The sequence below is a fragment of the Streptomyces sp. NPDC002680 genome (genome assembly GCF_042889145.1).
GTDB classification, from domain to species: domain Bacteria; phylum Actinomycetota; class Actinomycetes; order Streptomycetales; family Streptomycetaceae; genus Streptomyces; species Streptomyces adonidis.
Window position 1 is genome coordinate 142,048 of the sequence record NZ_JBIAQP010000009.1, and the last position, 22,183, is coordinate 164,230.

The window sequence follows — 22,183 nt, forward strand, 5'->3', positions numbered from 1 at the left end:
CGACCGCGCTCACGTCGAAGGGGCAGGAGCAAGCCATGATCAGCGGTGCACATGTCATCCTCTACAGCCAGGACGCCGAGGCGGACCGCGCGTTCCTCCGTGACGTCCTCGACTTTCCCGGCGTCGACGCGGGCGGCGGCTGGCTCATCTTCAAGCTGCCCCCGGCCGAGGTGGCCGTGCACCCGACCGACGGCCCGCCCCAGCACGAGTTCTTCCTGATGTGCGACGACCTTGACGCCCAGCTCGGCGAGTTCCGCGCGCAGGGCGTCGAGATCACCCGCCCGGTCAGCGAACAACGCTGGGGCCGGTTGACGGCGATCCGGCTCCCCAGTGGCGCCGAGCTGCCGCTGTACGAACCTCTGCACCCCGTCGCCCACAGCTTGTGACCCCGGCACTTCTGGCTCGGCGTGGCGTATCTCGGGGTGGTCGCGAAGCGGCTCTGGCCGTCGTCTTCTTGTTTCTGCTGGGGGTGACGTACTTCGTCGGGATGTTCTCCGGCGGTCATGAACTCGACGAGACCTGTGCTTCTGTCGGTCAGCGGGTGGACGAGGAGTACCGGGCCGAGTACTGGCGGGAGCCGGGCCAATGGTTCCCGCTGCACAACAAGTGCAACGCCGACTACGACCTTGTGCCGATGTGGGTGAACCCGGGCATCGTTGTTCTGGCGGTGCTGGTCGTCGTATGTGTGGGGGCCGGGGTGTGGTCGGCGGCGACCACGGCGCGTCGCTGAGGGCGTCCGTCAGTGGTGGGGGCCTTGGCGGCCGAGGGTCTGGACGGGGGTCGCGTCGGGGCGGGACCACTGGGGGACCGGGCGGCTGGTCGGGCCCCAGGAGGGGTTGCCCTCGGCGTCCGAGCGCCAGGACCAGCACGGGGCTCCTCCCTCGGGATGGCCCTCGGGGTTGTCCTCCCAGGCCTCGCCGCGGCCGTAGGGGGTCATGTCGAGCAGACCGAGGGAGCCGTTGACCCGCTCGTTGCCTCGGCCCGTCGTGGAGTAGGTGAGGAACACGCGGTCGCCGTCGCGCAGGTAGGAGGTGAGGTAGCCCATGGCGCCACCGGCCGGGCCGGCCACGTCGCGTACCGAGTACCAGGGCTGGGTGTAGCCCATGAACTCGACGAAGTCGGCCACCTCGTCCCAAGGGCCCGTCGTCAGGACGGCGAAGGACACACCCCGGGCGTTGAGGTAGACGGCGTCCTTCAGGTGCCAGGCCGTGGTGGTGCAGCCCTCGCACTGGCCCTGGTGCGGTGCGCCGTCGTACCACATGTGCTTGTAGACCACGAGTTCGTCGCGGCCCTCGAACAGGTCCAGGAACGGGACCGGGCCGTCGGGGCCGACGACCTCGACCGTCCCGTCGAACTCCACCATCGGCAGTCGGCGGCGGGCCGCGGCGATGGCGTCGCCCTCACGGGTGTGGGCCTTCTCGCGGACCAGCAGCTCGTCACGGGCGGCCTGCCAGGTGGCCAGGTCTACGACGGGCGTGTTCGTCATGGTGTCCTCCGTACGTACTCCAGCTCCAGCGACGGTCGTCACCACAACAGACTCCCGACCCGGTCGAAACTCATCGCGACGGGCGCTCGCTCCTATGCCTGCGGCTCCAGTACCGAGTAGTCGGCGAAGCAGCGGCGGTAGCGGGTGTGGCCGGTCTCCTGGGTGTGCAGGCGCTGCCACTCCTCGACCTCGGCCGGGTTCGCGTGCCGTCCCGACACGGCCCCGCAGTCGCGCTCGTCGCCCGAGACGCAGCGCGCCTCGTACTCGGGCTCGGCGGAGCCGTCCTGGACGATGGAGTACGGGACGTATCGGAAGACGCGGTGGCGGGGCTTCTCCGTACCTTCCCCACCTTCCCCGTCCCCGGTGTGCGCCTGTCGCTGGTGGCGGCGGAGCAGCACGTTCGCGTCGGCCTCGCGGCTGCGGTCGGCCTCGGTCCGGGCGATGCGGCGCATCTCGGCCAGCTCGTCGCAGGTGGCGCAGTCCGGGACGGGTACGGGAGGTGACGGATAGATCGTGGCGGGCAGCAGGTTGAGCCCCGAGTGGTGGATGGCCGCCCGCCGGCTCGTCGTCGTCCCCGGCTCGATGTGCTGTTCGTCGTTCATGCGCCAACTCCGTACGTACGTCACTGTTCGTCATTACTCTGGGTGTATCGAGGGTGGCTGAGGGGAACGGTCCGGTTCAACGCCTGGGGCGTGTGAACAGGGCACTGGCACATGAGGAGGGCGCGTGGCGCGACGTAACGCGGAGGACGGTTCCGGGACGGGAGTCAGCAACGCCGCGCTGTTCGGTGAGGTGTTACGACACTTCCGCGAGGCCGCGTTCCTGACCCAGGCGGCGCTGGCCCAGCAGATCCCGTGCGACCGGTCCCACGTGGCGAAGGTGGAGGCGGGGATCAGCGTCCCGCAGGACACGTTCGCGAAGACGTGCGACGAACTGCTGGGCACGGGTGGGGTGTTGCTGCGGCTGTGGAAGAAGGTGGACTGGTATCCGGAGGTTCAGCATCCGGACTGGTTCGAGCGGCGGGCAAGGATGGATGGGGAGGCGGTGGCTCTTCGGGAGTATCAAGAGCAGGTCATCCCCGGCTTGTTGCAGGCTCCGGGCTACGCGCACGCCCTGTTCTCCCAGATTTCGACCGGTAAGGAAGTGGAGGACCGTGTCCGGGCCAGGTTGAGTCGCCAGCCGCGATTCCTGGCGGACGACGGCCCCTTGTACGTCGCTGTCCTGGACGAGAGCTGTCTGCGCAACGCGGTGGGCAGCCCGGAGGTCATGCGCGACCAGTGCGCGCATCTGCTGGGTGTCGGGCAGCGCCCCAACATCCGTATCCAGGTGGTCCCGACCGGCCTGTTCGGACTTGTCCCGCCGAAGAGTTCCATGTCCCTGATCGACCTCCCCGGCGAACGGTGGGTGTACTCGGAGTCGCTGAGCCAGGGGTACTTCACCAATGATCCAGCCGATTACGCACGGCACAGCCAGACTTATGATGTGCTCAGGGCGGACATCCCGTCGGCCCGCGAATCCGCCGCTCTGATCAGCGACGTGATGGAGGGTTACGAGCATCATGCGCAGGCACGCACTCGACATGGCGACCTGGATCAAGAGCAGCTACAGCGGCAACGACGGCGGCAACTGCGTCGAAGTGGCCCCCGGATTCCACGGCGTCGTCCCGGTGCGTGACAGCAAGGTGGCTCCCGAGGGTCCCGTGATCGTCGTAACCCGTGCCGCCTGGGCCGAGTTCGTGGGGTTCGCGGCTCGCTGACGATCGTACATAGTGAGTCCCGTGTGCGCCCTGGGAGGCGCATGCGGAGGGGGAAAACTGTGGTGCGCTACGTTCACCATCAGTTGTCGGCGGTCGTCGAGGTGGGGATCGCCACGGCAGTCACCGCGCCTGTGGTCATCGCCCTGCGCGGGCTGCCGCAGACTGACAACGGAGAGGTGTTTCTCGCGCTGTGGCTTGCAGTGGCCATGGGGCTGATCGGCCTGCAGGGGGTTTTGACACGGTCGTGGTGGCTGGGCGGCGAGAAGCGCGATTTCGAGAGCGCGCTCCCCCTGACCGACCCCGAGGCGATACTCCCCGTCCCGCGTGAGTCCATGCGCCGCAGCTTCCACGGATCCTTCATTGTCACCGTCGGACTGCCGATCCTGCTTTTCGGCCTGCTCTGGGACCCCTGGGGCGTCGCTTGGGGGATTGCGTTCGTACCGGAGCGGTTCGTCAAGGGCGTGTACGTGTCCCTCTGGGAGCGACGCCACGGCGTACTCCTGTGGCTCGGCAGGGTCGAGGAACAACCCCTGGGAAAGGACCAGCGCCTGTATTCGTCGCCGCGAATCGCGACGCCTGGATGAGTTACCGGTCGGCGTTGAGGCGGGCCGCCTGGCGGGTCAGGTGGTTGCGTTCGGCGAGGTTGGGGGCCTTTTGGGCGGCCTCGGCGTACAGGCGGGCCGCTGTTTTCGTGTCGCCGTCGCGTTCGTGGAGGTAGGCCGCCACCGCCGTGTGGCGGGGTAGTGCGTCGTCCAGTTTCGCCAGCTCCGCCAGGCCTGCGCGGGGGCCGTCCGCCTCGCCCACCGCTACCGCGCGGTTCAGGCGGACCACCGGGTTGTCCGTCAGGCGGGTCAGCTCGTCGTACCACTCCACGATCTGGACCCAGTCCGTCTCCTCGGCGGTCTGTGCGTCCGCGTGGAGGGCCGCGATGGCCGCCTGGGCCTGGAACTCGCCCAGGCGGTCTCGGGAGAGGGCGGTCTGGAGGATCGCCACGCCCTCGGCGATCGTCTTCGTGTCCCAGTGGGTTCTGTCCTGTTCGGCGAGTGGTACCAGGTCCCCGTCGGGGGTTGTCCGGGCCGCGCGCCTCGCGTGGTGGAGCAGCATCAGGGCCAGCAGCCCCGCCACCTCGGGGTGGTCGATCGCGGTCGCGAGGCGTCGGGTGAGGCGGATGGCCTCGGCGGCCAGGTCCACGTCGCCGGAGTAGCCCTCGTTGAAGACCAGGTAGAGGACGCGCAGGACGGTGGCGACGTCGCCGGGCTGGTCCAGCCGTACGCCCGACACCGTGCGCTTGGCCCGGCTGATGCGCTGCGCCATCGTCGCCTCGGGGACCAGATAGGCCTGGGCGATCTGGCGAGTGGTGAGCCCGCCGACCGCGCGGAGCGTGAGGGCCACCGCGGACGACGCGGTCAGGGACGGGTGGGCGCACAGGAAGTACAGCTGGAGTGTGTCGTCCTGCGCCGGGGCGGGGCCCCGTGTCGGCTCCTCGTCCAGGCGGTCCTCTCGTCTGCGGCGGGCCGTGTCCGCTCGGGCCGCGTCCAGGAACCGGCGCCACGCCACCGTGACCAGCCAGCCCTTCGGGTCCCGGGGCGGGTCGTCGGGCCAGACGCGGACCGCCTCCACCAGCGCGTCCTGTACGGCGTCCTCGGCCGCCGCGAAGTCGGCTCCGCGGCGGACGAGGACGGCGAGGACGTTCGGGGTGAGGCTTCGGAGCAGGGCCTCGTCCATCGATGGGTTCGATGGGTTCGATGGGGTGGACGGGGTGGACGGGGTCATTAGTGGGGGCAGTCCGTGATGGTGGGGGGTGCGGCCAGGAACGGGCGTACCTCCAGCCACTCGTGGATCGGCTTGCCGCCCGCTCCGGGGGCGGCCGACAGCTCCCCGGCCAGTTCGACGGCACGGTCGTAGGTGTCGACGTCGATGATCATCCAGCCGGCGATCAGGTCCTTGGTCTCGGCGAACGGGCCGTCGGTGACCGGCGGGCGCCCCTCACCGTCGTACCGGACCCACGCCCCCTCGGGGGCCAGCGCCTCACCGTCGACGAACTCGCCCGTCTTTTCGAGCCGGTCCGCGAAGTCCCGCATGTACTGGACGTGCGCCGTGATCTCGTCCTGAGTCCACTGGTCCATGGGCACGTCGTTGACGGCGGCCGGGGCGCCTCGGTAGTGCTTGAGCAGCAGGTACTTGGCCATGGTGTGTCTCCTGGGTGTGCTGGTGCGGCCCATTCTGGTCGCGTTCACAGCTGGGACGGAGCGGGGCGCGGGTTCTCGACATCGCCGCCCGAAGTTTTTTGCGGCCGTTTCGTCCGACCGCGTCCGCTACTTCGCGTCGCGGTCGAACAGCGACTTGGACCAGTAGTAGCCGAGCGCGGCCAGTACCAGGCACCAGCTCACCGCGATCCAGCCGTTGTTGCCGATCTCCGTCCCGAGGAGCAGACCGCGCAGGGTCTCGATGGCCGGCGTGAAGGGCTGGTACTCGGCGATCGGCTGGAACCAGCCCGGCATCGCGTCGATCGGCACGAACGTACTGGAGATCAGCGGCAGGAAGATCAACGGCATCGCCGTGTTGCTGGCCGCCTCGGGGTTCGGGCTGGACAGGCCCATCCCGACCGCGATCCAGGTCAGCGCCAGGGCGAACAGTACGAGCAGTCCGATCGCGGCCAGCCATTCCAGGGCCGTCGCGTCCGTGGACCGGAACCCGATGGCCACCCCGACGGCGCCGACCAGGGCCAGGCTGGCGAGCACCTGCATGACGCTGCCGACGACGTGCCCGATGAGCACGGATCCGCGGTGGATCGCCATCGTACGGAAGCGGGCGATGATGCCCTCGTTCATGTCCATGGAGACGGACACGGCCGTGCCGATCGTGGTGGAGCCGATGGTCATCAGCAGGATGCCCGGGACGAGATACGCGATGTAGGCGGAGCGGTCCGCCCCATCACTGCCGATGCCCGCGCTCATCGCGCCGCCGAAGACGTAGACGAAGAGCAGGAGCAGCATGATCGGCGTGAGCAGCACGTTCAGGGTGAGCGACGGGTAGCGGCGTGCGTGGAGCAGGTTGCGGCGCAGCATGGTGTTCGAGTCGCGGACGGCGAGGGTGAGGGCGCTGCTCATCGGACGTTCTCCTTGGCATCGTCGGCGACGTTGGCGGGGCCGGTCAGGGCGAAGAACACGTCGTCCAAGTCCGGGGTGTGCACGGTCAGTTCGTCCGCCTCGATGCCGGCCGCGTCCAACCAGTCGAGCAGGGAGCGCAGTTCGCGCTGACTGCCGTCGCTGGGGATCTGGAGGGTCAGGGCCTCGTCGTTCCGGGTGACTTCGCGCAGGGTGGTGGCGGCGGAGCGGTAGGTGTCGGGGTCGGTGAAGCGGAGGCGGACGTGGCCGCCGGGGACGAGGCGCTTCAGCTCTTCTGCGGTGCCCTCGGCGACGATCTTCCCGTCGTTCAACACGGCGATACGGTCGGCGAGTTCGTCGGCCTCTTCCAGGTACTGCGTGGTGAGGAACACCGTCACCCCGTCGGCGACCAGCCCGCGGATGATGCCCCACATGTTGTGGCGGGAGCGCGGGTCGAGGCCGGTGGTCGGCTCGTCGAGGAAGATGATCCGGGGGCTGCCGACCAGCGTCATGGCGATGTCCAGGCGGCGCTTCATGCCCCCGGAGTAGGTGGAGGCGGGCTTGGTCGCGGCCTCCGTCAGATCGAAGCGCTCCAGGAGTTCGGCGGCGGCCTTCCGTCCCTCCTGCCTGGGCAGGTGGTGGAGGTCGGCCATGAGGAGCATGTTCTCCTCGCCGGTGATCAGGCCGTCCACGGCGGAGAACTGCCCGGTGACGCCGATCGCGGCCCGCACTCCGTCCGGTGACGTGGCGATGTCGTGGCCCGCGACCTGGGCCTGTCCGTCGTCGGCGCTGATGAGGGTGGAGAGGATCTTCACGGCGGTGGTCTTGCCGGCGCCGTTCGGGCCGAGGAGCGCGAAGACGGACCCGGTGGGGATGCGCAGATCGATGCCGTCGAGGACGGTCTTGTCGCCGTACGACTTGCGCAGACCGAGGGTGGAGATGGCGGGGGCGATCGCGTTGGACGTATTGGATGCATTGGACGTACTGGCTGCATTGGGCGTGGGCATGACAGATGAAGGCATGTGGCCCTCCTGAGAGCCTGAGAGAAGGCTGAAGTGGTGGGAGCGGAGCGGGAGTTGGAGGTGCCGGAGGTGTTGGAGGTGCCGGAGGTGCTCAGGCCTTGGCGCGGCGGATGTCGATGCTGCCGTACCGGGTGCGGGCGCGGATCCTGACGGTGTCCTCGGACTGCCCCGGGTTGTCGGACGCGGCGAGCGCGTTGCGTACCTGGCCGGAGTTCGAGCTGACGTCGAGCCAGGCGGCCGTGCCCTCGCGGACGCCGATGTCGATGGCACCGAAGGCGGTCTCCAACTGGACCTCGCCACGGGCCACTTCGTCCACGCGCAGGGTGCCGTGGGCGGTGGTGGCGGTGACCGAGTCCTCGGCGCGCCGGATCTCGATGTCACCGTTGGAGCCGCTCACGCGCAGTTCGCCGGTCGCGGCGCCGACGGTCGTGGTGCCGTGCGAGTTCTTCAGGACGGCGGAGCCGTCGATGAGGCCGACGCGCAGACTGCCGGAGCTGGTGGTGATCTCGGCCGTGCCCTCGATCCGGTCGACGGTGATCGAGCCGTGCGCCGCGGTCAGGTGCAGCGGGCCGGTCGTGTCGAGGCGGACGTCGCCGGACGAGGTCTTCACCCGGACCTCGCCGAGCCGGCCCTCGCCGAGCACCTGGGCCCAGGAGCCGGTCATGTCGACGCGTGAGTCCGTGGGCAGTTCGACATTCACGTCGACCGTGCCGGTACGGCCGAGGCCGAGCAGATTGCCCTTGGGCGTCCGGACGGTCAGTGTGCCGCCCGCGTAGGTGACCTCGGTCTGGTCGGCCGCCCGTACGTCCACGTCCTTCTTGGGGTCGCGGGGCCGTACCTCGACGACCGTGTCGAGGCGGTCGCCCGCGGTGAACTGGATGGAACCGGCCTCCACGCGCGCCGTGACCGAGATCGCTTCGGGAGTGTCGAAAGAAGGCATGGCTGTCCCGTCCTCTTGGGTCTTGGAGACGTCCCCGCTGGTGGGACGTGGTGTGGGTGAGGTGGTGCGGAGGGGAGTGCGCAGGTGGGAACGCGGTTAGCGCACCCAGCCCGTGAAGCTCTGTCCGACGGTCTGGCTCTTCTCCGGCGTACGCGGCCGGGTGCCGCCGTCGACCGCGGCCGACACCGCGCGCACCAGCCACGCGTTGACCGACAGGCCCTCGCGGGTCGCGGCCTCCTCGGCGCGGGCCTTGAGGTGGGCCGGCAGGCGCAGATTGACGCGGGCGATGCCGCCCTCGTCGCCGTCGGCCGGGGCCCTGAGGGGTTCGGCGGGTGTGGCCGGCTCCTCGGGGGCGCGGTCGTAGCTGGGCGGTGGTGTCACCACGAAGTCGGGGTCGAGCCCGCGCAGCCGTACGTCGACCGAGCCGGGGGCGAGTTCGCGGGTGATCTCGTCCATCGCGGCGGAGAGCACGTTGAGCATGGTCAGCCGGGTCGCCGACTGCAGGGGCGCGGTGAGCCGCTCGGCCAGCTCGCGGGCTTCGTCGCCGCCGGCTTCGGCGGCCACCGCGAGTTCACGGCGGAGGGAGTCGACGTACGGGGTGAGGTCCATGACGCCATTGTGGCACCGCTATGGCGCCTATGCAAGCCTTGATGGCGCCGGCGGGGGGTGGGGTGTGGTGAGAGGGGCTCTGAGCTGCGAAAACGTGTGGGGGCATGAAATGGCACCGGGTGGCACCACTTGATGTCAAGTGATGCCACCCGGCGTCATGAGGTGCCATGAGGTGCCATGTGGTGCGATCTGGTGGTCAGCAGGCGCGGATGGACCGCACCGGGGCCCAGTCCACGCCGGAGGGCTGGATGCTGTGGGCGGCGGGCATCAGCCAGGTCGACCCGTTCGTGAAGGTCAGTAGGGGCCGGGTGCCCGCGGTCTGGTTGTTGTCCCACGAGCCGACGCTGACCCACGGGATGTTCCACGTCACGCCGCACCTGTAGATGCCGAGGCGCTCGCCGGTGAAGTTCGGGCCCGAGTACGCGCAGAACCAGCCGTAGTCGGCTCCGCCTATGCACTCGGTGGAGCCGAACCCTTCTGCGAGTATCCCCACGTCGCCCAGTTGCCGGGGCTGCTTGTCGCTGAGGCCTGCCCCGTGGGCCTCAGTGACGAACGCGGCGCGGCCGCTGACGGGCGCGGCGCTCGCCGTGCCGGTTCCGGCGACCGTGGCGACGACCGCCGCCATCGCCAGGAGAACACTTGCCAGACCTGCTCCTGCCTTCTTGCGCACGGTGTTCCTTTCTTGTCGTCTGGTTTGTCCTCCAGATGTAGCGGCTCGTGCGTTGTTCGTGTTCGAAGCCTGGTGTCGAACAAACAAGTCCTGAAAAATGCGACCCGCCGCGCGAGCCGTGACACGGGGGAACGGGGAGTCACGGGGAGCTGCGGGGACCATCGGGGAGGTGCGGCGATGCCGCGCAGGGAGCGACCGCTGGACGCGGGGGACGGTCCGTTAGTCGAATTCGCCGCAGGACTGCGGCAGTTGAGGCGGAAGGCGGGGAATCCGCCGTACCGGAGACTGGCCGAGCAGGCGCACTATTCGATCTCGACCCTGTCCTCCGCCGCCTCCGGGCACCGGCTGCCGACACTGGCGGTCACGCTGGCGTACGTGCGGGCCTGCGACGGGGACGTCGAGGAGTGGGAGCGGCTCTGGCGGGAGGTGGCGGTCCTTCTCGGCGAGGAGTATCCGGCTTCCGGCCCGGCCGAGGAGGACGACCAGCCCCCTCCGTACGCCGGACTGCGGTCGTTCCGGGAGGAGGACTCGGAGTGGTTCTTCGGGCGGGAGCGGCTGCTGGAGGAACTGGTCGGGCGGCTGGAGCGGCAGCGGTTCGTGGTGGTGATCGGCGCCTCGGGCTCGGGCAAGTCGTCCTTGCTGCGGGCCGGACTGGTCCCGCGTCTTGAGGCCGCCGCCGCGACGACGGTGGTCGTACTGACGCCGGGGGCACGGCCGTTGGAGGAGTGCGCCGTGCGGCTCGGGGCGATGGCGGGCCTCATGCCGGGTGCGCTGTACGGGGAGTTGAGGGAGAACCCGGAGAACCTGGGGCGCCTGGTACGGCAGATCACCGCGTCGCGGCCCGGTGCGGCCGACGGTCAACTCGTGCTGGTGGTCGACCAGTTCGAGGAGACGTTCACGCTCTGCCAGGATGTCGCCGAGCGTGACCGTTTCATCGAGGCGCTCGTCTCCGCCGCCTCGGACGCCAGTGGCCGATGTCGCGTCGCCCTGGGAGCGCGCGCCGACTTCTACGCCCACTGCACCCACCACGCGCCCCTGGTGGAGGCGATGCGTGACGCGCAGGTGCCGGTCGGGCCGATGAGCCTGGACGAGTTGCGCCGCGCGGTCGTGCAGCCCGCTCAACGGGCCGGGCTCACCATTGAGGGCGCCCTGCTGACGACGCTCATCGCACAGGCCCACGGCCAGGCGGGCGTACTCCCGCTGCTGTCCCACGCCCTGCTCCAGACCTGGCGGCGCCGACGCGGCAACGCGCTGACACGGGACGCGTTCGAGGCGGCGGGCGGCCTGGAGGGCGCCCTCGCCCGCACCGCCGAGGAGTTCTACCGGCAACTGGACCCGGGGCGCCAGCAGTTGGCCCGCCAGGTGTTCGTACGGCTGACCGCGCTCGGCGACGGCACGGAGGACACCCGGCGCCCGGCGCGCTTGGAGGAACTGGACGGGCTGACTGGGCTGACCGACACGGGTGATGGCGGCGGGGCCGGTGGCGGCAATCGGGCTGGTGGCGAGGGCGGGGGCGGAGCCGGAGGTGGCGCTGGCGCTGGTGCGGGTGGCGGCGGAGACAGGGCTGGCGCTGGCGGTGTCGGCCGTGGCGGCGGTACCGGCGCCGGTCGTGGCGGTGACACCGGTGTTGGTGGTGGCGCCAGTGCCGGTCGTGCTGGTGGGACTGGCGCTGGCACCGGTGCCGGCCCCGGCACCGGCGAGATCCGTGCCGTACTCGACCTGGCAGCGGGCGCACGCCTCCTCACCCTGGACCGTGAGCGCGTGGAGCTGGCGCACGAGGCGCTGATCCGATGCTGGCCCCGGCTGCACGGCTGGCTGACCGAGGACCGCGAGGCCACCCGGACCGCACGCCGGCTCACCGACGCCGCCCAGACCTGGGAGGCGCTCGGGCGCGAACCCGGCGCGCTCTACCGAGGCACCCGTCTCGCCCTGGCCGCCGGACTCGACCGTACGACGATGTCCGTACCGGAGCGGGAGTTCCTCGACGCCGGTCTGGCCGCCCGGGCGGCGGAGCACGCGGCGGTACGGCGCCGGGCCCGGTTCCGGCGCCTGGGCGTGGGGCTGCTGAGCGTCCTGCTGGTGCTGACCACCACGACAGCGGCCCTGGCCGTACGGGCACAGCGGGCGGCGGACCAGCAGCGTGACGTCGTCGGTTCGCAGCGAGCCGCCGAACGGGCGGCCGCACTGCGCGGCGTCAACCCGGCCCTGGCCGCCCAACTCAGCCTGGCCGCCTACCGTTTGTCGCCCACCCCGGAGGCGCGCGGCAGCGTACTCAGCACCTTCGCGACCCCGTACGCAACCCAGTTGACGGGCCGTCAGGGTGCCGTCACCGCACTGGCGTTCAGCGCCGACGGCCGCGTCCTGGTCACCGGCGACGCCGACGGGACCGTGCGATTACAGCGGGTGCCCGACCCGCACCGGCCGGCCGGGCCGCTCACCCTGGGCGGCCTCGGCGGCACCGTACGCACGGTCGCCGTCAGCCCCGACGGGCGCCTGCTGGCGGCCGGGGGCGAGAACGGCACGGTGGGGCTGTGGGACATAGCCGACGTACGACACCCCCGGCTCGCGACACGGCTGCCGGGCGGCGCCGGTCCGGTGGTGGGGTTGGCATTCGCCCCCGAAGGCCGCAGCCGCAGCCGCACCCTCACGACCGCCGCCCGCGACGGAATCCGGGTCTGGCAACTGTCGAACCCCCGCAGCCCACACGCCCTCGCGACCTTGGACGCGGGCCCCGACATCACCGCCACCGCGTTCCACCGGGACGGACTCTCGCTGGCCACGGGGCACGAAGACGGCGCGGTACGGCTGTGGGAGCTGGCGGAGTCGAGCGGACAACCACGGCTACGCCGACTGTCGACGACCCCAGGACGGACGGGCCTGCCCGGCGAGGCAGGCGGAGCCGACTGGGCCGACCGGACCGCCCAAGCCGCCCCCACATCCCAGGCCACTCCCACATCCCGAGCCACCCCCACCGCCCACACCGGCCCCGTGAACGCGATGGCGTTCGCCCCCGACGGACGTCAACTCGCCACCGGCGGCGCCGACTTCACCGCGCGGCTCTGGAACGTGGGGCAGGCCGCTCGACCCCGGCAGACGCAGGTGCTCACCACGCACACCGATGCCGTCAACGCCGTCGCGTTCAGCCCCGACGGGCGGCGGCTGGCCACCGGCGGCACCGACGGCACCGTACGGCGGTGGGACGTGGAAGGTGACGGAGAGGGTGACGGTTCCGTTCGTGAGGCGGCGGTGCTCACCGGGCACACCGGGAGCGTCCGGGCGCTGGCCTTCGGGTCCGGAGGGCGCACGCTCGCCAGTGGCAGCGAGGACCAGAGCACCCGGCTCTGGGACCTGCCCGGCCCCGCCCTGACCGGCGCCACCAGCTCGCTCTACTCCGTCGCCTTCAGCCCCGACGGCCGGCTGCTCGCCACCGCCAGCTACGACCGCGCCGTACGCCTCTGGAACCTCGCCGACCGGAGCCGCCCGCGCGAACTCCCCCCGCTCACCGGCCACACCGGCCCCGTCAACTCGGTCGCCTTCCGCCCCGACGGCCGTACCCTCGCCAGCGCCAGCGCAGACGGCACCGTGAGGTTATGGGCCCCGGAGGCGGCATCCACCCGGCTGCTCAGCGCGGTCCCCGCCCGGATCGATCACGTCAACACGCTCGCGTTCAGCCCCGACGGCCGCACCCTCGCCACCGGCGGCGAGCAGGGCACCGTACGCCTCTGGAACACCACCGACGTACGCAGCCCCCGCCCGCTGTCCGCCCTGCGGCTGACCGGCGCCGTCGACTCCGTGGTGTTCGCGCCCGACGGCCGCACCCTGGCCGTGGCCGGCCGGAACCGTACGGCCACCCTCTGGAACGTCACCCGCCCGCGCCACCCCGCCCGGCTGTCGGTCCTCACCGGCCACACCGGCGCCGTGAAGTCGGTCGCCTTCACACCCGACGGCCGCACGTTGGCCACCGGCAGCGAGGACCGCACCGTACGACTGTGGGACCTGGGCGACCCCCGCCATCCGCTCTCCCGCGACCGTCTCACCGGCTACACCGACGGCGTCATGTCCGTCGCCTTCGCGCCGGACGGCCGGACGCTGGCCGCCGCGAGCGCCGACAAGAGGGTGCGGCTGTACGGGGTGACAGCGGGCGGCGAGGTCCGCGAACCCGTGCTGCTGACCGGCCACACCAAGCCGGTGGACACGCTCGCGTTCAGCCCCGACGGCCGCACCCTCGCCACCGGCAGCGAGGACTGGACCGCCCTCCTCTGGGACCCCGACATCGACCGCGTCGCCACCCGCATCTGCGCCACGGCCCACCCGACGATCACCCGCGCCGAATGGCACCAGTACTTCCCACAGTGGAAGTACCGTCCACCGTGCGGGAGTTGAGGACCTACGGCACTGGCATCGGCGTCGCCGTCGGCCAGCGTTTCCGGCAGGTCGGGTCTCCGGCCGGGAGCCTTCTGGCCATCTGGATCCTCCGGCTCACCTGGCTCACCTGGTTATGCGGGCCACACCCCCGTAGATGCCGATCTCCTCGGACCTCTCCGGCGGCGGCCCGTCGGGGCGCCAGAACGGGACCTGGGTCAGGCCGGGGTCGACCAGTTCGAAGCCGTCGAAGAACCGCTCCACCTCCGCGCGCGGGCGCAGGTTCAGGCTGGCGGTGGCCTTTCTGCTGTACTCGGCCTGGGCGTCCGTGCGGTCCGCGAAGTCGCCCGTCGCGTGCGAGAGGACCAGGAAACTGCCGGTCGGCAGCGCGTCGCGCAGGGTGGCGAGGATCTCCCCGGGCTTGTCCGCGTCGGCGAGGAAGTGGACGACGGCCACCAGGAGCAGGGCGACCGGCTCGTCGAAGTCGATGACCTGGCGGACGTCCGGGTGGTCCAGGACGGTTCGTGGGTCACGCAGGTCGGCGAGCACCGTGCTGGTTCCGCCGCCCGAGCGGCTGAGCAGCGCGTCGGCGTGCGCCTTCACGATCGGGTCGTTGTCGACGTACGCGACCCGCACCTCCGGCACCAGCTCCTGCGCCACCTCGTGCACATTCGGCGAGGTGGGCAGCCCGGTGCCGATGTCGAGGATCTGGCGTACGCCGCTGCCGACCACATGCCGGACCGCGCGCCGCATGAAGGCACGGTTGGCCCGCAACCCGATCCGCACCTCGGGCGCGGCGGCGGCCAGCGCCTCGCCGGCCTGCTGGTCGACCTCGTAGTTGTCCTTGCCGCCCAGCAGATAGTCGTAGATCCGGGCAGGGTGCGGCTTGCTGGTGTCGATGTCCTCGATCCGGACGTGATCCTGGCTCACCCTGCGTTCCTCCTGGTCGGCTTCCGTGTCAAGCTCCGTATCAACTTCCTTTTCCGTGAGGGTAGTTCACGGCGACAGGGACTCGACGAGGCTCAGTGCCAGTGCGTCGAAGTGTTCGCGGTAGGAGTCCGTCCCCTCGTGGAACGCCTTCTCCGAGAAGAGCCCCCGCTCCAGGAACAGCAGGGGCGCGCCGGTCAGCGCACTGTGCAGCAGATGCAACTCGCCGAGGGTGAGACGGAGTTCGCGTGACTCCGTCCACCCGGACGCGAAACGTCCGGCGAGGGCCTGGACGGTCTCCCGGTCCGCGCCGAGCCGCACGGCGAGGGCGACGTCCCCATGGTGCGACTCGGTGAGGAAGACGGTCAGCGCCCGGTGCAGCATGTGGGCCTGGTACGGCCGCACCCGGGCGATGAACTTCTGGGACCCCTCGCCGTCCCGCGTGAGTTGGAGGCGCAGTCTCATGTGGCCTCGTACGCCAGGTAGGCCGCGTTGTTGATGGCCATGGCCAGCGCGTCGAACTCCTGCCGGAAGTGGCCCAGCCGGATGTGGAAGGGCTCGGGGTCGAACAGGCCGTCGGCCCGGACGAAATGGGTGGGCGCGTTCGTGAGCGCGGCGAGCAGCACATGGAGTTCGTCCGGACGGAACCGTACGTCGAAGGGCTCCACGTGCGGCCCACACAGGCGTACGAGGAGACCGTCGACCACCTCCCGGCCGGCGCCGAGCAGCAGGGCCAGGTAGGCATCGGGGGCTTCCGCCCGCGAGCAGTGGCTGAGGGCCTCGTACAGGACACTCGCCTCGGAGGGCAGGAGCCGCGCCCCGAAGTCGGGGTCGGGGCCGGGACTGAAGGAGAACGTCGTCATCGCTCCTCCTTCTACCCGCCGTGGCCGCCGCGCGCCAACGTATTCGATCGCCGTCGACGCCCGGTCCGCTCGCGCCGGACCCGCTCTGCCCGGATCTCTTCGGGCTCCGTCGCGCCAGCCTCCGGCCCAATGCCTGCCCCGGTGCCTCGATGTACCGGTAGCTCAGTACGCACAGCGGCAACAGCACGGCGAAGAAGGCCACTTCGAGCAGCGGAGTGTTCTGCCGTTGTCGGCCGATCGTGCCGTCGCTCGCCATCAGCAGTAGCGGATGCAGCAGATAGACCGAGTAACTGATCGTGCCCAGGCCGATCAGCAGGAGCGGTACACGGCGGTGGCGCAGCGCCAGTCCGGTGCCGAAGGTGAGTACGGCCAGCAGGAACGCCGTGATCCAGCCGCGCCGTGTGAACTGGGCCCCGTCGCCGTGGCCGTACGCGCTCCCCACGGCGCAGACGACGACCACGACGGCCATACCGGCGGCGTACCACCAGCTGCTCCGGCCGTGTTCGGCCCGGTGGACGACCGTGCCGAGGAACATCACGGCGAGGATCACCAGGCCCTCCCACACCGGGACCGTGCCGTTGAAGACGACCAGCACGAGGGCGAGGGTCGCGCCCACCCCGCCGCCGAACACCTGGAGCCGGGGCGACCTCGCGCTCGTACAGCAGATGGCGACCGTCAGGGCGATCGCGGTGAGCGTGACCAGGGTGCCGGTGCCGACCGCGTCGGAGAGGGCGGAGACCGGGAGCGCGACCCCGGTCGCCACGCTCACGGCGGCGAGCACGGCCAGGGTGACGGCGACCGGCGCCGGCCGTTCGTGCCGGCGGACCGTGAAGAGGGCGACGACCAGGAGGTAGAACGCCATCTCGTAGGAGAGCGTCCACAGGACGAGGAGGAGGTTGGGGGTGCCCAACAGCTCCTGGAACAGGGTGAGATGGGCGAGGGCGGTGGTGGCGGCGCCGAGGTCGGTACGCGGCTCCGCGATCCCGAGGAGGCCGAGGACGAGGACGGTGGCGACGGCCGCCACGCACAGCGGGTAGATGCGGAAGACCCGCCCGATCCAGAACGTCCGTACACTGCCCCGGCGTTCGAGCGACGCCGGGATGATGTAGCCGCTGACCAGGAAGAACACCATGATGCCGTACCGGCTGGTGTTGAACTCCGGGACCAGCTCCCGCCGGAACTCCGGCAGGAACGAGTACGCCGAGTGGTCGAACACGACGACGAGCGCCGCGATGCCCCGCAGGGCGTCCAGCCACCCCAGTCGGCTCAGGCGTTCCCCTGCGGGGCTCGGTGGGCTGGTCATGGGGTGGGCTTCACGTGGACGCAGGGCTTGGACTCGGCCTCGGGCGTGGAGGCGTCGAGCGTGTACCGGTCGATCTCGTAGGCGTGCACCGCCTGCGGCTCGGCGCTGCCCTCGCTGTTCTCGAAGACCAGCACGTTGCCCCGGCTCAGGGTGACCCGCACGGGCACGTTCCAGGCGTGGACGGGCCCACTGACGATGTCGTCCTTGCCGACCGACACGAGCCGGAGGGCCGCGGCACTGCCCCACGGCTTGCAGGTGTACCCGGGCGGGAGCAGCTCCACGTCCACCACGATGCCGTTCGGACGCAGTTCCCGCGCGAGTTCGTACTGGGCGTCGAGGTCGATGCGCTCGCCCTGGAGGGTGAGCGTGACCCTGCCGTCCCCGTGCCGCTCCACCGCGTACGCCACCGAGTCGGCCGGCGTACCCGGAACGACCACCATGGCGAGTCCGGCCACGGCGCAGGTCGCGGCGGCGAGGGCGATCCGGCGCGGGGTGACCAGCGGAGCGTCCCGGCGGTGCACGGCAGCAGTGTCCGCCTCGCTGCTGCCTACGCCTGCTTCACCGCTGCCCACGCCCGCATCACCGCTGCCCGAGTCCGCCTCGCGCAGCGCGATCTCCCGCTTCAGCTCCTCCAGGAGCCGCTCCTCGAACGACGTCCTCCCCGTGTTCATGCCTCGCCCTTCCTGACGTACAGCAGTGATGTGTCCGGTGTTTCCGAGACCCTTGGACTCCTGGACCCCTGTGAACCCGCCTCCCCGCGCAGCGCCTTGCGCGCCCGGTGCAGCCGGACCCTGGCCGTGACCGGGCGGATGCCCAGTGCGGACGCCGCCTCCGGGATCGTGAGCTGGTCGACCACGATCAGCTCCAGGACTGCCCGCTCGCCCTCGGGAAGCCGTTCGAGAGCGGCCAGGGCGCGTCGCCCCGGACTCTCCGCGTCGAGCCTGTCCTCGATACGGGCGATGTCGTCGGCCTCCAGCAGCCGCCGCCCGGAGATCCGCCGGTCCCGCTCGGCCTCCCTGGCCACCCGACGCCGCTCCGACGACACGACGTTGCGCGCGATCCCGTACAGCCAGGCCGTCTCGCTGCCCAGGCCCGGCTTGTACGTGTGGGCCGAGTCGAGCACGGCGAGGAAGATCTCGGCCGTCAGGTCGGCCGCCGTGTGCGGGTCGTCGACCCGTCGGGCCACGAACCGCAGCACGGCGTCGACATGACGCCGGTAGAACGCCTCGAAGAGCACCGGGTCATGGACGGCATCGGAGGGCCCACCCCGTAACCTTTCCGCCTCCGCACCATCCACTGGCATCTCCTTCGCGTCCTGCTCGTAGCGGCCTTCGCTCTTCACCTGTTCTTGGACGGAGATCCGAAAAGCGTTACAAGGCCCCACCGGCAATGCTCACCAGCCACACCCACCAGCAATACGGATTCCGGCCGACATTCGACCGGTATCCGGCTGGCGTCGGACATTCCCGGAGGCGGTGAATCCGCCTCCGACCGGTGCCGTTCAGCCCCTTGAACGAACCTGTCGATGACATCACGGGCCACTCTGGAATCTCGCGTTCCGATTCACTCGAACTGGATTCCGGTTAGTGAAATCCGGGCGCTTGTGAAGGTCGATCTGGCGTTCGAGAGCGGTCTGATCGTCGTTGCCGCACTTCGGCCGATTCCTGTCCGTTAATGCCGCATATTCGGCAATTTCTGAAGTGCTCCTGGTCACAATTGGTTGATCCTGGAATGGCAATGGGCATCTTGATCATCATGACCACGGAGACGCGCACGCCCCATCCAGTGCTTGATCAAGCCGCCGTCACCAGCCTCCTCTTCAGTGACGGCGTGGACGGAAACGAGGTCCACGGCCGCTGGCGCAGAGCGGCCTCGGAGGAACTGTTCCGGTATCGGCCGGGACTGGGGACTCAGGAGCGACAGCAGCTAACCTATGAGCGGCTAAGGGCCCTGAACAAACACGTTCCCTCGCCCGAACACTTCGTCAACGACCCGCGCGGACTCGCGGCATTGCACGAGTGGATCTGCCCCGTGGACGGCGCCACGGTCACCGTGGCCGGCATTCACTACAACCTCTTTCTCGGCAGCGTCGTCGACGACCAGGTCTCCCCGCCGCGCGAGTTGACGGACTTCACCACCATGTCCCGCATAGGGACCTTCCTGGTCACCGAGCGCGCGCACGGCAACGACGTACCGGCGCTGGAGACCGTCGCCCGGTACGACAGGGAGCGCGACGAGTTCGTCCTGCACACCCCGCACCCCGGGGCGCAGAAGTACATGCCCAACACCAGCTCCGCGGGCGGCCCCAAGACCGCGGTGGTCGCCGCCCGGCTGATCGTCGACGACAAGGACCTGGGCGCCTTCCTCTTCCTCACCCCGCTGAGCGACGAGTTCGGCACCCTGCCGGGCATCACCGTCACCCTGCTTCCGGAGCGTGTCGGCTCCTCGGTGGACCACTGCGCCACAAACTTCGACAACGTACGGCTGCCCCGCACCGCCCTCGTCCAGGGCGTCCACGGACAACTCCTGCCCGACGGAACCCTCGTCAGCTCGGTCGACAGTAAGCGCAAGCGGTTCTTCCACGCCATCAGCCGGGTCACGGCGGGCAAGCTGTGCATGAGTGCCTGCGGGCTCGGGGCGGCCCGGACGGCACTCGCGATCGCCGTCCGGTACTCGTACACCCGGCACATATCCGGGCCGGTCCCAGGGCAGCGCGTCCCGCTCGCCGCCCACCGCAGCCACCACACCCGCCTCCTCGACCACACCGCGACCGCCTACGCCATGACCTTCCTGCACCGGGCGGCCACCGAACGCTGGGTCACCCACGCGCCCGAGGACCGCGTGGGCGCCGAGCGGCTGGTCGCCCTCACCAAGGGCTGGGTCACCTGGCGGGCCCGCGAGATCGCGACCGAGAGCCGGGAACGGTGCGGCGCCCGAGGGCTGTTCCCCGTGAACGGGATCGCCGCCATGGCCGGTGACATGGACGGCGCGATCACCGCCGAGGGTGACAACGTGGCGATCTGGTGCAACGCCGGCGCCGGGATGATCCTGGGGCAGGAGTTGGCGGCGGAGCCCGTCCGGCCCACCGGCGACGAGCCGTTGGCCGACCTGGGGCTGCTGCGTCGCGCCCTCACCACCGCCGAGCGTTACTGGCACCTCGCCGCCCGTCGCGATCTGAGTCGCGACAACGACGGCGGCGACGCCCTCAGCCGCTGGAACAACGTGTCCGACGCCGCCCTCGACCTCGTGGAGACGTACACGGTCGGCCAGGCCGCCGACGCTTTCCTCGCCGCCTGCGCCCGCGTCTCCGACCCGATCACACGCGCCGTCCTGGAGGACCTGAGCGCGCTCTTCCTCCTCCGCCAGGTCAGTGCCCGCAGCGGACTGCTACTCACCGAAGGCGCCCTCACCGCCGACCAGGTACGCGCCCTGCCGGAGACCCTGCAGGCCCTCACGACCCGGCTCGGCCCGCACCTCAGCACCCTGACGCAGGCCTTCGACGTCCCGGAGGAGCACCTGTCGGCGCTGCCGATGCTGAGCGGCGTCTGACCTGTCCGACCCGCCGGACCCGTCTGTTCCTGAGCTGCGACGGGGCGACTGCTGGTCTGATAATGACGTGCTCATGACGCATTACTGATATGTGTGCCGGGCGTGTGGGGGATGTACGCCCGGCCGATCACCCAAGCGGCCCTCCTGGTCGGTCGATCAGGCGGCCCGCCGCAACACCCGGTACAGCCCCGCGCTCACCGCGAACCCCACGAGACACGTGATGTCACCGAAGGCCGGCCACTGTTCCGGCACCCAGCCCACGTACTTCTCCTGGTTGGAGAAGAGCGGCACCGACACCGCGATGCCCGCCAACAGGGAGGCGATTCCCGGCCAGTTGGCGAAGGACCGGTCGGACAGCCGCGCGGCCAGCGTCTCCACCGGCGTCCGCGCCTGAAGCCACCGCTCCACCAGCACCACCCCCAGCCAGGGCCCCACCCAGTAGGCGATCACCAGCAGGAACGCCTCGTACGCGTGCCCCGCGTCCGCCAGCGACGACCAGGCCGCCGCCGTACCCGCGAGCCCGCACAGTACGACGATCGCGCCGCGCCCCAGCCAGACGGGCAGCCGGAAACCCAGCGACGTGACCGACATCGCCGACGAGTAGACGTTGAGGGCGTTCGCCGAGACCGCGCCCAGGATGATCGCGAGGAGCACCAGGTCGCTGAGCCAGCCCGGGAGATGACCCGTGAAGGCAGCCGTCGGGGAGGCGCCCTCGGGGGCGACGATCGTCGCCGAGGCCGCGCCGATCAGCGCCACGACGGCGACGGACACGAACAGACCCACCGCCGGGTAGAGCGCGGTCCGGAAGCGGTCGGCCGTACGGGGAAGGTAGCGGGAGTAGTCCGAGGCGCCCGGGTTCCAGCCGGCCGTGTACCCCCAGGCCGCGCTGAACGCGAGCAGGAACCCGCCGATGCCGCCGCCGGCACCCGGCGCGCCGAGGTCCGCCTCCTTGAACGTCCAGACACCGGCCAGCAGGAACACGACCGCGAGTGCCGGGAACGCGTACTTCTCGAAGGCGTGGACGAAGTTGTGGCCGATGAAGCCGATCACGATCTCGGCGGCCACCACGAGCAACAGGGAGGGGAGCGGGCGCAGTCCAGTCAGCGTGTTGAGCGCGAAAGCGGCGCTCACACTGTTGACGGCGAACCAGCCGACGCCCGCGACAAGCGCGTTCACACCGGCGGGCAGCAGATTCCCCTTGAACCCGAAGGAGAACCGGCCGATCGCCATCTGCGGTACGCCGAACCGGGGCCCGTCGAGGGAGAGGATCCCGTGCGTCAGCGAACCGAGCGCGGTGCCCAGCAGCAGGGCCGCGGACGCCTGCCAGAAGTTCAGCCCGAAGAAGAGGACCGAGATCACGCCGATGTAGACGGTCGCGAACTCGATGTTCGGGGAGGCCCAGGTCCAGAGCAACTGGAGCGGGCCGCCGTGCCGTTCGGCGTCCGGGATGGGTTCCGAGCCCGCCGTCTCCACGGCGATGACCTTGTCGCCGTACGCGGGGGCCGGGCTCACAGGGGTACTGGCCGGAGCAGTCGTCATGCGAGGTAAGTGTCCGGCCCCCGCCACCTCCGGCCCAGGGGCGCATTGTC

General features: G+C 70.5%; 20 protein-coding genes and 1 pseudogene. 7 read left to right on the forward strand and 14 right to left on the reverse strand.

From position 1 onward, the window contains the following. Nucleotides 1–35 precede the first annotated feature (35 nt). Nucleotides 36–386, forward strand: a complete 351-nt coding sequence (locus ACFYXF_RS24175) for a VOC family protein (RefSeq protein WP_389352217.1) — start codon at nucleotides 36–38, stop codon at nucleotides 384–386. An 83-nt stretch (nucleotides 387–469) separates the two neighbouring features. Further along, complete coding sequence (locus tag ACFYXF_RS24180) at nucleotides 470–730, forward strand: hypothetical protein (protein WP_389352219.1); 261 nt, start codon at nucleotides 470–472, stop codon at nucleotides 728–730. A gap of 9 nt (nucleotides 731–739) precedes the next feature. On the opposite strand, the gene ACFYXF_RS24185 is transcribed toward ACFYXF_RS24180, so the two are convergent. Both ACFYXF_RS24185 and ACFYXF_RS24190 read right to left on the reverse strand, forming a co-directional pair. After that, entirely contained in the window at nucleotides 740–1,486 is a 747-nt protein-coding gene (locus tag ACFYXF_RS24185; protein WP_389352220.1) for a DUF899 family protein, read from the reverse strand. A gap of 92 nt (nucleotides 1,487–1,578) precedes the next feature. Next, nucleotides 1,579–2,088 (reverse strand): hypothetical protein, encoded by a 510-nt coding sequence (locus ACFYXF_RS24190; protein ID WP_389352221.1) that lies wholly within the window; start codon nucleotides 2,086–2,088, stop codon nucleotides 1,579–1,581. Nucleotides 2,089–2,212: 124 nt separating this feature from the next. Here ACFYXF_RS24190 and ACFYXF_RS24195 point away from each other — a divergent pair, with 124 nt between their 5' ends. The 3 genes from ACFYXF_RS24195 to ACFYXF_RS24205 are packed head-to-tail and all read left to right on the forward strand — an operon-like array spanning nucleotide 2,213 to nucleotide 3,826. Then, nucleotides 2,213–3,160 carry a Scr1 family TA system antitoxin-like transcriptional regulator gene (locus ACFYXF_RS24195; protein ID WP_389352223.1) on the forward strand — a complete coding sequence of 316 codons (948 nt, stop codon included), beginning with the start codon at nucleotides 2,213–2,215 and terminating at the stop codon, nucleotides 3,158–3,160. Beyond that, the gene (locus ACFYXF_RS24200; protein ID WP_389352225.1) at nucleotides 3,123–3,242 is read left to right on the forward strand and encodes a DUF397 domain-containing protein; all 120 of its coding nucleotides are present in this window, start codon (nucleotides 3,123–3,125) and stop codon (nucleotides 3,240–3,242) included. Before ACFYXF_RS24195 ends, ACFYXF_RS24200 begins: the two co-directional genes overlap by 38 nt. Before the next feature lie 59 nt (nucleotides 3,243–3,301). Then, the gene (locus tag ACFYXF_RS24205) at nucleotides 3,302–3,826 is read left to right on the forward strand and encodes a hypothetical protein (RefSeq protein WP_389352227.1); all 525 of its coding nucleotides are present in this window, start codon (nucleotides 3,302–3,304) and stop codon (nucleotides 3,824–3,826) included. A gap of 1 nt (nucleotide 3,827) precedes the next feature. Here the strand turns inward: ACFYXF_RS24205 and ACFYXF_RS24210 are convergent, their stop codons facing one another. The 7 genes from ACFYXF_RS24210 to ACFYXF_RS24240 form a co-directional block, all read right to left on the reverse strand. Continuing rightward, nucleotides 3,828–4,967, reverse strand: coding sequence for an RNA polymerase sigma factor (locus ACFYXF_RS24210; protein WP_389352229.1), 1,140 nt, complete (start codon nucleotides 4,965–4,967; stop codon nucleotides 3,828–3,830). 47 nt (nucleotides 4,968–5,014) lie between these two features. After that, nucleotides 5,015–5,431: a YciI family protein gene (locus ACFYXF_RS24215; protein WP_389352231.1), complete on the reverse strand. Its 417-nt coding sequence runs from the start codon at nucleotides 5,429–5,431 to the stop codon at nucleotides 5,015–5,017. 126 nt (nucleotides 5,432–5,557) lie between these two features. Next, nucleotides 5,558–6,352: an ABC transporter permease gene (locus ACFYXF_RS24220; protein ID WP_389352233.1), complete on the reverse strand. Its 795-nt coding sequence runs from the start codon at nucleotides 6,350–6,352 to the stop codon at nucleotides 5,558–5,560. Beyond that, a complete protein-coding gene (locus ACFYXF_RS24225; protein ID WP_389352668.1) occupies nucleotides 6,349–7,356 on the reverse strand; it encodes an ATP-binding cassette domain-containing protein in 1,008 nt (335 codons plus the stop codon). The genes ACFYXF_RS24220 and ACFYXF_RS24225 overlap by 4 nt, the downstream gene beginning before the upstream one ends. Before the next feature lie 106 nt (nucleotides 7,357–7,462). Next, complete coding sequence (locus ACFYXF_RS24230) at nucleotides 7,463–8,311, reverse strand: DUF4097 domain-containing protein (protein ID WP_389352235.1); 849 nt, start codon at nucleotides 8,309–8,311, stop codon at nucleotides 7,463–7,465. Nucleotides 8,312–8,407: 96 nt separating this feature from the next. Further along, nucleotides 8,408–8,920: a toxin-antitoxin system HicB family antitoxin gene (locus ACFYXF_RS24235; protein ID WP_389352236.1), complete on the reverse strand. Its 513-nt coding sequence runs from the start codon at nucleotides 8,918–8,920 to the stop codon at nucleotides 8,408–8,410. 196 nt (nucleotides 8,921–9,116) lie between these two features. After that, complete coding sequence (locus ACFYXF_RS24240; protein WP_389352237.1) at nucleotides 9,117–9,590, reverse strand: hypothetical protein; 474 nt, start codon at nucleotides 9,588–9,590, stop codon at nucleotides 9,117–9,119. Nucleotides 9,591–9,767: 177 nt separating this feature from the next. Between ACFYXF_RS24240 and ACFYXF_RS24245 the strand changes: the two genes are divergently transcribed. Beyond that, nucleotides 9,768–13,973, forward strand: a complete 4,206-nt coding sequence (locus ACFYXF_RS24245) for an XRE family transcriptional regulator (RefSeq protein ID WP_389352239.1) — start codon at nucleotides 9,768–9,770, stop codon at nucleotides 13,971–13,973. A gap of 105 nt (nucleotides 13,974–14,078) precedes the next feature. Here the strand turns inward: ACFYXF_RS24245 and ACFYXF_RS24250 are convergent, their stop codons facing one another. The 4 genes and pseudogenes from ACFYXF_RS24250 to ACFYXF_RS24265 all read right to left on the reverse strand — a co-directional run bounded on the left by ACFYXF_RS24250 (nucleotide 14,079) and on the right by ACFYXF_RS24265 (nucleotide 18,348). Continuing rightward, on the reverse strand, nucleotides 14,079–14,882 hold the full coding sequence (locus tag ACFYXF_RS24250) for an SAM-dependent methyltransferase (protein ID WP_389352241.1): 804 nt from the start codon (nucleotides 14,880–14,882) through the stop codon (nucleotides 14,079–14,081). 954 nt (nucleotides 14,883–15,836) lie between these two features. After that, nucleotides 15,837–17,045: pseudogene (locus ACFYXF_RS24255) on the reverse strand (acyltransferase family protein); the annotation flags it as partial. Beyond that, complete coding sequence (locus ACFYXF_RS24260) at nucleotides 17,042–17,716, reverse strand: hypothetical protein (protein ID WP_389352243.1); 675 nt, start codon at nucleotides 17,714–17,716, stop codon at nucleotides 17,042–17,044. The pseudogene ACFYXF_RS24255 and the gene ACFYXF_RS24260, both read right to left, overlap by 4 nt. Further along, complete coding sequence (locus ACFYXF_RS24265) at nucleotides 17,713–18,348, reverse strand: RNA polymerase sigma factor (protein WP_389352669.1); 636 nt, start codon at nucleotides 18,346–18,348, stop codon at nucleotides 17,713–17,715. The genes ACFYXF_RS24260 and ACFYXF_RS24265 overlap by 4 nt, the downstream gene beginning before the upstream one ends. A 452-nt stretch (nucleotides 18,349–18,800) precedes the next feature. Between ACFYXF_RS24265 and ACFYXF_RS24270 the strand changes: the two genes are divergently transcribed. Continuing rightward, nucleotides 18,801–20,594 (forward strand): acyl-CoA dehydrogenase, encoded by a 1,794-nt coding sequence (locus tag ACFYXF_RS24270; RefSeq protein ID WP_389352245.1) that lies wholly within the window; start codon nucleotides 18,801–18,803, stop codon nucleotides 20,592–20,594. A 156-nt stretch (nucleotides 20,595–20,750) separates the two neighbouring features. Here ACFYXF_RS24270 and ACFYXF_RS24275 read toward each other — a convergent pair whose 3' ends face one another. Next, a complete protein-coding gene (locus ACFYXF_RS24275; RefSeq protein WP_389352247.1) occupies nucleotides 20,751–22,133 on the reverse strand; it encodes a purine-cytosine permease family protein in 1,383 nt (460 codons plus the stop codon). Nucleotides 22,134–22,183 lie beyond the last annotated feature (50 nt).